We start from the raw sequence: 11,039 nt of genomic DNA, 5'->3' as shown, positions 1-11,039 counted from the left end.
GAATGATCAACATGCCTCCAGTTCCCATGGTCGGACTTGGCGCGGCATTCGTTGTGGAGGAAACCGAGGCCGGCGATGACACCGTGGGAATGGTGGGCGCTACTGAAGTTACGACGTTGCCGAATATCGGGGAAATGTTGACCGTCGGGACTGCGGCTGCGGAGCTGACCCCAAGATTGCCGATCTCGGTCGATCCCAACGGAATGGCGGTTCGAGGACTGCCACCTACCGTTGTTGGCGACATTGAGCTCGGGGTCGACGAGGCAGTAACGCTGCTTGAGCCGGAGCCGCACATTCCTGACAGGCCGGACGTTTCCAACATCCCCGAGGTCGTCGATAATCCCGAAGTCGCTGACATCGTCGAGGAGCTCGAAAGTGCCGGCGAACTCGACATTCCCCCTTCCGACGTTGCGGCGGTCGCAGGCGTCGCACTTGCTGCGGTCATTCCTCCACCGTCGTAGGTGGCGGTCGATCCATACATTGTTGATGGCGAAGTTCCGACTGTTGAGCAGGTGGTGCTGCTACCAGGCGTCGCAAGCGTGCCCGTTACTCCGGTGGGAGTCGGACTGAGTCCCGGTGATACGAGTTCTGTCGCGCCGAGCGGAATGCCGGTTGGCGAAACCGACGTGCTCGTCCCAAGGCCCAACGGTGATGTCGTGCCCATCGTGGGTGTCGGCGTTGCCGTTCCACCAACCTGCGCCATGGCAACGTTGGAGAGGAACGCCGCTGGAAGGATTGTGGCAATCAATGAGATTCTCATCATCGGCATATTCCTGTTGAAGCGCGCCAGGCGACCAAAAGCGATCGGCCGCCGACAAGGAGATCGTGCAACGTCGATCACAGCTCCCGGCTCGAGCCCAGGCGTCTCGATAGTTATCTTGATCGGTGGGGCGCCGGTGAACGTTTCGATCGGAAAGTGCGCTGTTGCGCGAGTCCGTTCAATTAAATTGGCGTTTATTCGCTTTGTTCGCGAAGGTCGGATTACTGCTGAGCCAAGCTTTCACGCTCGAAACCGAATGCCTCGAGAGGCTGCAGAAGCACAGGGCAGACCGCGATGGCCTAGCCACGGCGGTCTGTCGTAATGTCGGACGGCTCAATCCGATCAGTAGTTGCAGTAATACGGTGAGTTGTATGACCGGTAATAGGGACAATCGAGGCCGTAGTCATAAAAGCCGCCGCGGGCGAAATGGCGTCGTCCAAAGTGATCGTGACCCAGATGGGCGCCGTGCGCTCCGTCAAAGCCCGCGACGTGATCTCCGCCAATGTCTCCGATATGGGCGCCACCAAAACCCCCGGTATGAGCTTCGCCAAAACCGCCCATGTGGCCTCCGCCGAAGCCGCCCATATGACCTCCGCCGCCTCCGCCAAAGCCGCCGCCTCCGTGTCCGCCGCCGCCGCCACCTCCACCCCGCGCTTGTGCCGCAGTAGCAACAAGGCTGCCGGCAAGCAGCGCGGTCGCCAAAATCATCATCACTCGTCCTCTCATGAGATTCTCCTTCGAGATGGGCGGAATTTTCCGCCACAGGCATTTGTCAGGCGGTGGTGGCCGAGGAAGGCAGAACGCCACCGCCCCGATGGACTGAAGATGGGATGCATATTGTGTATTCCCACTAAATTCGCGTTCAGAGGGATTTGGATGGGGGGCACTGAAACAGGCCGGGTGTATGCGCCAGATCAATAGTGGACGTCGAAAGCGTCTCAGCGGCTAAATTCGTTTTTAGTTGAGAAGAGCGCGTCAGCCGGCAAGGTGTCGTTCACGTTGCCATTCTGCTCTGTTCCGAAAAATGCATGGGAGCGACTGATGTCGAGATCCACCCGAATCGTTAGTCGGCAGGTCTGGCGAAAGGGCAGTCTAAGTGCGGGCCATCGTTCGATTCCCGAAGAGACCGCTGTTGCGCTGACATACAACGGCGGAACCTATGCGGTAATGATGGCGACACCGCGGGATCTGCAGGATTTTGCGGTCGGATTCAGCTTGAGCGAGGGAATCATCAGCTCTGCAGCTGATATCGAAGCGCTGGATATCGTACATCTCGATGATGGTGTCGAACTACGGATGTGGCTCCGTAAATCGAACGCCGATCGTCTGAGGGAGCGACGGCGGCACATCGCGGGACCGACAGGCTGCGGACTATGCGGTATCGAATCAATCGCGGAAGCCATGCGTCCGGCGACCGTTATCCGGCATCGCGAGCAGTTCTCACCGGAGCAGATCATGGTGGCCATGAAGAATGTGACATTGCGTCAAAAACTGAACATCGACACGCGTGCGGTTCATGCTGCGGCGTTCTCGAATGCGAGATGCGGCATCGTCGCCTTGCGTGAGGACGTTGGCCGTCACAACGCACTCGACAAGCTTTCGGGCGCTCTTGCGCGCGGGTCCGTCGCGGCGGGCGAGGGGATGATACTTCTCACCAGCCGCGTATCCGTGGAGATGATGCAGAAAAGCGCAGCGATCGGCGCACCTCTCGTCGTGTCGGTTTCAGCACCGACAGCGCTGGCCGTCCGCGTGGCGGATGCGGCGGGTATCACCCTTGCAGGCATCGCGCGCGCGGACGGATTCGAGGTGTTCACGCATTCTTACCGAATTTCGTGTGAACCGTTGCCAACGTTATCTTGCGACGATGAAACCGCCGATCAACGGTTCTGACTATAGCGAAGGCCATGTGAGCCGGGCACCAGCCGGTCATCAACGCAGATCTCATGAGGCGCAAAAGACCCGACCTTGGTCGGGTCCTTTTCTGTTGAGGCGCTGCATGAACCGGCCGGATGGTCGGTTCTCGCTAAGTAGGCGGCCTAGCGCCCGTGCGCGCCGAAGATACGCGCCAAACGGTGTTTCCAACGTCGTCGGCAATCAGCAGTGCCCCGATACGATCAATCGCCAGGCCAACGGGCCGTCCGCGAGCGTGATTATTCACGTCGAGAAAACCTGTGACGACGTCCTGGGCCGGGCCACTGGGCTTGCCACTGGTAAACGGCACGAAAACCACCTTGTAGCCGTTAAGAGGAGTTCGGTCCCAGCTGCCGTGTTCGCCGACGAAGGCGCCGCTTTGAAAAGTTGGGGCAAGATCGCCGCGTGTGTACATGGCCACTCCCAGTGGCGCCACGTGCGAGCTTAAAGCGTAATCGGGCGCGATCGCCGTAGCCACAAGATCGGGCCGCTGCGGCTCAACCCGTGGGTCCAAATGTTGACCGTAGTAGCTGTAGGGCCAGCCATAGAAGCCTCCTTCCTGCACCGAGGTCAGATAGTCGGGAACCAGGTCGGGACCGATCTCGTCGCGTTCATTGACGATGGCCCAGAGCTTTCCGGTTTCAGGCTGCCACTGAAGCCCCGTCGGATTGCGGGTTCCGCTCGCGAAAATGCGATGCGCGCCAGATGCGCGGTCGACCTCCCAAATCGCGGCCCGTTCATATTCAGCTCCGATTCCGTTTTCGGTGATGTTGCTGTTTGATCCAACCCCGACGTAGAGCTTTGAACCATCTGGACTGGCCAGGAGGCTTTTTGTCCAGTGATGATCAATCGGGCCGCCGGGAAGATCGGTCAGCTTGGTGCCTGGGGTTGTGATGCGGGTCTGTCCGCTCAGATACGGATAGCGGACGATCGCGTCGGTGTTGGCGACGTAGAAATCATTGCCAACGAGCGCGACGCCGAAGGGCGAGTTGAGGCCATCCAGAAACACGGTTCGCTGGTCCGGAACGCCGTCGCCGTCTGTATCGCGCAAGAGCGTGATGCGGTTTGCGGTCTTGGCCTTGGCGCCTGCGAACGACTGTACCCAGCCGGTGATCAGGTCCTTAGGGCGGAAGATCGGCGCTTTCGGGCCATTGCTCTCGACGACCAGCACATCACCGTTGGGAAGGACATAGAGAGATCGCGGATGCTCCAGGGCAGTGGCCAATGCCTGGACCTGCAAGCCCTGTGGTACAGTCGGCGTTTCTCCCTTTCTCCATCCGACAGCTTCTGCAATACGGATCGGCGGCAGCAGATATTGTTGCAGCGCCGGCAGCATGGGGTGGGCGCCGATTTGATTTCTTGGGTCACCCCCGCCCTCGTCGCAGCTTGCGAGCCCCGTGCAAGCGACGGCAGCGCAGATTGCGGCAAGTCGCGGCAGCTTGGCTGAATGGGCAGACTTGAAAACGCGCATCATGTGGCTCTTCCTGCAGCATGAGGGGACGTCAAAGCCCAGGCGGCGGGGGCCATCGCTAGAAGAATGACGACGACAAACCCCGAGAGCATCAGGCCGGTCGGTACGACCGCGGTATAGCCGTCGCGGCTGTGGATGAAGACATTTGCCAGTGAAAGAAAGACGGCCAAGGCGTAGCCAACCAGAGGTGGCCATGCCGGCTTTTGCCGTCCGCTTGCAACGTCGATCAGGGCTGCAATCGCGGCAAGGCCCGCCATGATCAGACCAATTGTTATCAGCCAGACAGAGAACCTTTCCCACGTCACTTCCTCGGTCCGCCAGTAGAGCACGTCGGTAACAAAGGCGCCTGTAAAATAGGCGACCGAAAACGGGACCAGTAGCTTATGAATTGCTTGTCTGCGAGCGCTGTCCTTTGAACTTGAGCTGGCTTCGCGTGTGAGACCCGCGTCGGCCATCCTGACGTGCTGCATGTCTCCATCCTCGTGGGTTAAGTCATCACCATTTTCGCGTTGCGGACGCATTCCTTTTCTAAGTAGTGGCGCGCTGTGGGCTCCCCACTAAATTAGAGTTTAGCCTCATCATTCGATTGCATGCGCTCCCAGGCTGGCTGCGGTCCCCCGGGGAGCGTGGTTAGTCAATAGCCCCGCCAGCATGCTAGCTTTTCCAACGCTGGGCCGCATGATGGAGCGGCGGGGCGGTGCGCCGGTGCGACGAATATGAATTGATTTCGATCTCTTCGACGCGGCTCACGACATTGATGGGTGAGCGGCGGGCCGCCTGCCGAGGCCATGCGGCGCCAGTCCCCCGGATCAAAATATCAAGGCGCCCCGGAGTCTCGGCTGGCCAGTTGTCCGATCGCTGACCAATCGAGCTTCTCACCGCCATGCGCCAGCAGGGTCAGGAAGCGATCCCGCAACAGGCTAGCGACCGGCATTGGCACGCGCAAATCATCGGCAGCAGCGAGCACCAGCCGGATATCCTTGTAACCGAGTGGTGCAGAAAAGCGCGCGGGTTCAAACGTTCCCTCGACAATCAGCTTGGCATAGGTCTTGTAGACGGGGGCGTTGAAGAGAGTGGACGTCAGCATATCGACATAATTGTCGAGGTCGACCCCCTCCCTAGCGACGAGCGCAACAGCCTCGCCCAATGATTCAATAACGGACGCAATGAGAAAGTTGCCGCTGAGCTTAACGAGATTTGCAACTTTTGGGGTATCGGAAATGATGACTGTCCTCTTCCCGATCGCGTCCAGGACCGGCGCAACATCCAAAATCGTGCCCTTGTCGCCAGCGGCAATGACCGACAGAGTTCCCGCTGCCGCGACCTCTGGGCGCCCGAACACCGGAGCCGCAACGAAGCGTTGACCGGCATTCAAGTGATCCGCCGCGAGGCGGTCCGAAAGCGCCACGCTAATCGTGCTCGAGGAAACATGAATCCGATCTTTAGGGAGACTCGCTAGCAGTCCACCGGAGCCGTACACGACGCTCTCAACCGCCGCGTCGTTGGCCAGCATGGTGATGACGAGATCGCCATCACACGCGTCCGATATGCGCGAAGCCGCGACAGCGCCCGCTTTCACCAGCTCGTCGGTCTTCGAGGACGTGCGATTGTAAACAGTCAGACTATGGCCGGCGCTGAGAAGCGACCATGCCATCCCGCTGCCCATCTGCCCGAGCCCTATGAAGCCTACTTTCATGTTCGATCTCCGCGGTGCCCTCAAGTGTGATGATTATCGTCGTTGTGAAGGAAGTCGAGACATGCCGACCAACCGATCGATAGCTTCAAGCGCGAAGCCAAGGTGGGATCGATCAATCAGGCCATCCGCAATTTTTTCTGCAACGCCACCAATGACGACTTGGGGGCCGCCCAAGATGCGAGCTGAGATCGACAGAAGCGTCTCGTTGACCTGGGCTTGGGCTCGTACGCCGCCTGTAAAGGCGGGAGAGACCGATATGACAAGGACCGGTTTGTCGATCAGCACCGACTTACCGAAAGGGCGTGACGCCCAATCCAGCGCGTTCTTGAGAACCCCGGGAATGCCGTGGTTGTATTCGGGTGTTACGATGACCACGCCATTGCTAGCGCCGATAGCCCTTCGAAACAGCCGTACGTTCTCGAGAGGATCAGTCCCATCATCGTCTTCGTTGTAAAGGGGGAGCCGCAGGTCGCAAATTGCGAGCTCTACGGCCGGCGGAAGGTTGCCTCGCAGGCCTGACAAGATCGCCCGCGAATAGGAAGCCTTGCGCAAGCTACCGGCCAGTCCAACAAACCGCGTGAGCCCCCCTATGTCATGCATGAAATTCTCCATTCCGTAGGTGACAAAACGGCTTTGCGATATGTCACGCCGGGGCGTGCGGCAAAGGAAGCGACCGTCCGGCTGGGGGACGGACGGCCGCGGCGAGCCTGGACAGGGAGGAGGTCATCGCCAGGCGCATCGAACTTACCAATTTCCCGAAAGCCGGGCTTTGGCGTAGTTGCCGTGTTGGGCTAGATCTTGCGCTCATCGACGCTCTCATAAGGGTTCCGTCTTCGATCGATGGATCCCAGCATTGTGTTGCGCAAAGCATACGCCCAAGACCAAAGCGAGGAGCGCCAGGCCCGCAGGCATCAGCAGAGATCGGAGGCCAAACGCGGACTCGGTTGCCGCACCGAGTGTGCAGCCGAGCAGGAAGCCGGCGATCGCCGGCCAGGTGTGCCTGGCACGATCACGCGCAGCGGATGCTCCGCTGCTGCGGCGGCGGAGCAGGAGTTCCACCATGTCCAGCGTGAACAGAGTGACATTGGTCGTCATGACCGCTGTGGACGGCGCTCTGTTCAGCGAGATACGGACGAGCGCGTTCTGCACGGCCATCGCGGAGACGCCCAGCATGCTGGCAAAGATTGCACGTACGGTGTTTGGATCAACGCTCTGAGTGGTACTGACGCAAACGGCGAGGAAAGCAAAGAGCAAGAGGAACTGCAGCAATAGCAAAGGTGTGAGGGGGCGGACCCGGATCCGATCGAGGGCGGTGGCCAGCACTCTCGTCATTGCAAGCACGACCACGAACACCGGAACTGCGATCAATTGTGCGAGCGGCGTGTGGTCGCGCACGACCAATTTCGTGGCAAGAACCACGAGATTACCGGTGATGTGCGCGGCAAATAGGCCACCCAGCCCGAGAAAGCTAATAACGTCGGTGTTGCCGGCGATCATACTCAGCACGAAGGCAAGGAATGTCGTGCTTGAGTCGTCAATGAGCGATGCCGAGATGATAGCTCCGCGGGAATCGTCTTGCATGGAGAGATGCGTCTAGTAATGATCTGCTGACGCTGCGGTCTTGCCCCTGAATACAGTCAGGCTGATCACGGTGTAGAGCAGCATCAGCGGGAACACGAATAGCCCCGCTCCCCAGAACATGAAGGCAAGGCTCGAGTGAGGGCCGGCCGCCTGTTCGATCGTAATCGAGAACGGGATCATGTACGGCCAGAACGAGATCGCCAGGGTGCCGAAAGCCGCGACAAAAATCACGGTGACCATGGGGAACGGCAGCGCATCCTCACGGCGATGAACGCCGGCGGCGAGCGCGATCGCGGCCAATGCGCCGGCCGTCGGGAAGACAAACAGATAAGGCCTGTCGAGCCATCGTGTCATGACTGCAAAGTCCATGGCCAGCGCATAGGCGAGCACGGCGATCAGGAAGGCGAGCAGCGCTGCCGCAAGATAAGGGATGATACGATAGGCCTCGTCGCGGACTTCGTCCTCGCATTTCCGCACAAGCCAACAGGCGCCGAGCAGCGCGTAGCCGACACACAGGCCGACGCCGCAAACTATCGCAAACGGGCTAGACCAGCCGAATTCACCCCCGACATATCGATTTCCGGAGAGCGGCAGACCCTCCACGAGGGCTCCCACCATCAAACCCTGCATGAACGTCGCGACTAATGAGCCACCTGCAAAGCTCGCGTTCCAGATCCAGCGCATCCGCTCTGCCTTGTAGCGAAACTCGAACGCCACGCCGCGTAGGATCAATCCCGCCAGCATCAACAGAACGGGGAGATAGAACGCCGACATCAGAACCGAGTAGACAACGGGAAAGGCTCCCCAGAGGATCACGCCCGAGACGACAAGCCAGGTCTCGTTGCCGTCCCAGACCGGCGCCACGGCGCTCATCATGGCGTGCCGGCGCGGTTCGTCTGAGGCCAAACCGAACAGTATGCCGATTCCAAGGTCGAAGCCGTCCAGCAACACGTAGAGGAGAATGCTGACGGCGAGTAGGGTCACCCAGAACATAACCATGGCTATTCCCCCACCGGAACTTGAGGGACGCTCGCCTTATCAGGCGCCGGGTCGACAGATAAAGGTTGACTGAGGCGGGCGATCGATGGCGGCAGCATGCCACGCCCGCTAGGCCCTGCGCGCAGCAGCCGATAGATGTAGAAGGTACCGAACGCGAAGATGAAAGTGTAAATTGCGCAATAGACGATAAGCGAGATCATCGCCGCGCGAGCCGTCAGGAAGGGCGTCATAGCGTCCGCAGTTCTCAGTACGCCGTAAACGGTCCAAGGCTGGCGTCCCACCTCTGCCGTGAACCAGCCGGTTAACGTCGCGATGAAAGGTAGTGGAAAGCTAAGAAACGTCAGCCAGAGCACCAGCCGATTCTGCGCGAGGCGGCCGCTCCAGCTCAGATACGTTCCGACCCAAGCCAAAGCCAACATGACGAGGCCGCAGCCGACCATGATCCGAAAGGCAAAGAAAGGAATCAGCACCGGTGGCCGATCCCGGGGCGGGAAGCCGGTCAAGCCGACCTCCTTGGAGTCAAAGCTCATGCTCGCAATCAGGCTTCCGAGCACCGGAATGGAGATCGCGTATGTGTTGCTTTCGGATGCTTCGTCCGGGAGCGCAAGCAATACCTCGCTTGCGGGCTGCTCGTCGTGCCAGCGGCCTTCGATGGCTGCAAACTTAGCGGGCTGATAGTCGTGGATGTAGTCACCGTTGAGGTGGCCGAAGAAAATCTGGACGGGGACAAGCATGGCCGCCAGATACAGGCCCATGCGAAGCATGACTTTCGCTTCGGCGACAAACGTTCGCCGCAACCGATACCAGGCGCCGGTCGCAGCGACGCAGAACGCGCCGGTCAGGTAAGCGGCAAGAAGCATGTGCGGAAAGCGCGACCAGACCACCGAGTTGAAGATGATCTTCGCCCAGTCGTTCGGCACGAAGATTCCGTTCTCGATGACATAACCGACCGGCACCTGCATCCAGCTGTTGTTGATCATGATCCAGAACGCCGACAACGTCGTGCCCAGGGCGACCAGTGCGGTCGAGAACAGGTAGAACCACGGGGCGACTTTCTGACGGCCGAAAAGGATCACGCCGAGGAAGCCCGCCTCCAGGGTAAAGGCGGTAAAGGTCTCATAGGAGAGGAGCGGTCCCTGGATCGGCCCGGAAACGCGAGACAACTCGCTCCAGTTGGTGCCGAACTCGAACGCCATGACTATCCCCGAGACAACGCCGAATCCGAACGCCACGCCAAAGATCCTGAGCCAGAACTCGAACAAGACTCGATACGCTGGGCGCCCCGTCGCGAGATGGAGGGCTTCGAGCATGGTGAGCCATGCGGCCAGGCCGATCGTGAAGGACGGGAAGATGATGTGAAACGAGACGGTGAACGCGAACTGCAACCGCGACAGAAGAAGCGCCGTGATATCCATGGTGCGACGCGCCTTTATCGCCAGAGATTGGTCTTGACGAGATCGATGACTTGGTCGGCCTGCGTGTTCATAGGTGTCTCAAATATCGCGTGCTGGGGTCGTTCACCATGGCGGCGAGGTCGGCGCCGGCTCCTCGCCTGCTTATTCTGCTGCAAAACTGCGCGCCGGCGGGGCCATGAATTCCGGACCGATCGGATCGGTGATCGTTTCGCGCAAAATGCGATTGATGTCTGCCTTGGCGGACGCATCGAGCTTCCAGCCGCTCACCTCGTCGACCGGGAGCAACTGAGCGGGGTTGCGTGCCCCCCAAAGCGCCGTGGTAACGCCCTGGTCAAGCATCCACCGGATCGCCAAATGAATCGCTCGCTTCCCGAAGCGTCGCTGCGCAAGTTGATCGAGCCGTTCGACGGCAGCAAGATATCGCGCGAAGCGCGGTGGCTGAAATTTCGGATCGCTGCGGCGCAGGTCATCACCTTCGAACTTGCTATCCGTCCGCATCCGGCCAGAAAGGAGACCGCGACAGAGCGCGCCATAACCGAAGGTTGCAATGTTGTTTTCGCAGCAATACGGCAAGATGTCGGGCTCGATGCCGCGCTCGAACAGATTGAACGGTGGCTGCAGCACGTGCAGCGGCGCGATTCGCCGGAATCTCTCCATTTGCTGGACCGAGAAGTTGCTGACGCCGATTGCGCGGATCGTGCCTTGCTCGAACAGGACGCGCATCGTCTCCGCGGTTTCTTCGATCGTAACAAGAGGGTCCGGCCAGTGGATTTGGTAGATATCGATGTAGTCGGTCCGAAGCCGACGTAGCGAGTCCTTCAACTCCCGCAGGATTCGTGCGCGGCTGCCGTTCCGGAATACACGTCCGGCGTCCCATTCCAGTCCGGCTTTTGTGGCGATCAGTACGTCGGAGCGCAAGCGGCCCTCCGCGAGCGCTTTGCCGACAATTTCCTCGGAATGGCCGAACCCATAGACGGGAGCGGTATCGATCACGCTGATGCCGTGCTCGATCGCGCCCCGGATTGTTCTGATGGAATCAGCCTCATCGGTGCCACCCCACATCCAGCCTCCGATGGCCCAGGTCCCAAGCGCGACGCGCGATACCTGGAGTGTTGTTCCGGGAATTTCGGCACGCTCCATCGCTAGTTCGATAGTCTTGCCTTCAAGAGTCCTGGCTTCACTAGCCATCAGCTATTCTCCTTCGCT

11 protein-coding genes are annotated in these 11,039 nt (G+C 59.8%); 3 read left to right on the top strand and 8 right to left on the bottom strand.

Annotated elements, in window-relative coordinates:
• Positions 1 to 2: 2 nt before the first annotated feature.
• From AKN84_RS10200 to fdhD, 3 genes are all read left to right on the top strand, one after another.
• Positions 3 to 461: a hypothetical protein gene (locus tag AKN84_RS10200; protein WP_128970617.1), complete on the top strand. Its 459-nt coding sequence runs from the start codon at positions 3 to 5 to the stop codon at positions 459 to 461.
• Positions 462 to 1,186: 725 nt separating this feature from the next.
• Complete coding sequence (locus AKN84_RS47730) at positions 1,187 to 1,681, top strand: hypothetical protein (RefSeq protein ID WP_162240858.1); 495 nt, start codon at positions 1,187 to 1,189, stop codon at positions 1,679 to 1,681.
• 120 nt (positions 1,682 to 1,801) lie between these two features.
• Entirely contained in the window at positions 1,802 to 2,650 is an 849-nt protein-coding gene (gene fdhD / locus AKN84_RS10190) for a formate dehydrogenase accessory sulfurtransferase FdhD (RefSeq protein WP_050420572.1), read from the top strand.
• 133 nt (positions 2,651 to 2,783) lie between these two features.
• Here fdhD and AKN84_RS10185 read toward each other — a convergent pair whose 3' ends face one another.
• From AKN84_RS10185 to AKN84_RS10150, 8 genes are all read right to left on the bottom strand, one after another.
• Entirely contained in the window at positions 2,784 to 4,142 is a 1,359-nt protein-coding gene (locus AKN84_RS10185; protein ID WP_050420653.1) for a PQQ-dependent sugar dehydrogenase, read from the bottom strand.
• Positions 4,142 to 4,612: a DUF2231 domain-containing protein gene (locus AKN84_RS10180; RefSeq protein ID WP_244485006.1), complete on the bottom strand. Its 471-nt coding sequence runs from the start codon at positions 4,610 to 4,612 to the stop codon at positions 4,142 to 4,144. The genes AKN84_RS10185 and AKN84_RS10180 overlap by 1 nt, the downstream gene beginning before the upstream one ends.
• A gap of 347 nt (positions 4,613 to 4,959) precedes the next feature.
• Positions 4,960 to 5,838 (bottom strand): NAD(P)-dependent oxidoreductase, encoded by an 879-nt coding sequence (locus tag AKN84_RS10175; RefSeq protein WP_050420571.1) that lies wholly within the window; start codon positions 5,836 to 5,838, stop codon positions 4,960 to 4,962.
• A gap of 33 nt (positions 5,839 to 5,871) precedes the next feature.
• Positions 5,872 to 6,438 carry an NADPH-dependent FMN reductase gene (locus tag AKN84_RS10170; protein WP_050420651.1) on the bottom strand — a complete coding sequence of 189 codons (567 nt, stop codon included), beginning with the start codon at positions 6,436 to 6,438 and terminating at the stop codon, positions 5,872 to 5,874.
• Positions 6,439 to 6,654: 216 nt separating this feature from the next.
• On the bottom strand, positions 6,655 to 7,419 hold the full coding sequence (locus AKN84_RS10165) for a YoaK family protein (protein ID WP_050420570.1): 765 nt from the start codon (positions 7,417 to 7,419) through the stop codon (positions 6,655 to 6,657).
• A gap of 12 nt (positions 7,420 to 7,431) precedes the next feature.
• A complete protein-coding gene (gene cydB, locus AKN84_RS10160; protein WP_050420569.1) occupies positions 7,432 to 8,418 on the bottom strand; it encodes a cytochrome d ubiquinol oxidase subunit II in 987 nt (328 codons plus the stop codon).
• Between the two features lie 2 nt (positions 8,419 to 8,420).
• Positions 8,421 to 9,833, bottom strand: coding sequence for a cytochrome ubiquinol oxidase subunit I (locus AKN84_RS10155; protein ID WP_050420568.1), 1,413 nt, complete (start codon positions 9,831 to 9,833; stop codon positions 8,421 to 8,423).
• Between the two features lie 141 nt (positions 9,834 to 9,974).
• On the bottom strand, positions 9,975 to 11,021 hold the full coding sequence (locus AKN84_RS10150; protein WP_347337318.1) for an aldo/keto reductase: 1,047 nt from the start codon (positions 11,019 to 11,021) through the stop codon (positions 9,975 to 9,977).
• Between the last annotated feature and the right edge of the window lie 18 nt (positions 11,022 to 11,039).

The organism is Bradyrhizobium tropiciagri (genome assembly GCF_001189845.1).
In the GTDB taxonomy this organism is placed as follows: Bacteria; Pseudomonadota; Alphaproteobacteria; order Rhizobiales; family Xanthobacteraceae; genus Bradyrhizobium; species Bradyrhizobium tropiciagri.
This window is presented reverse-complemented; position numbering and strand designations above follow the sequence as displayed.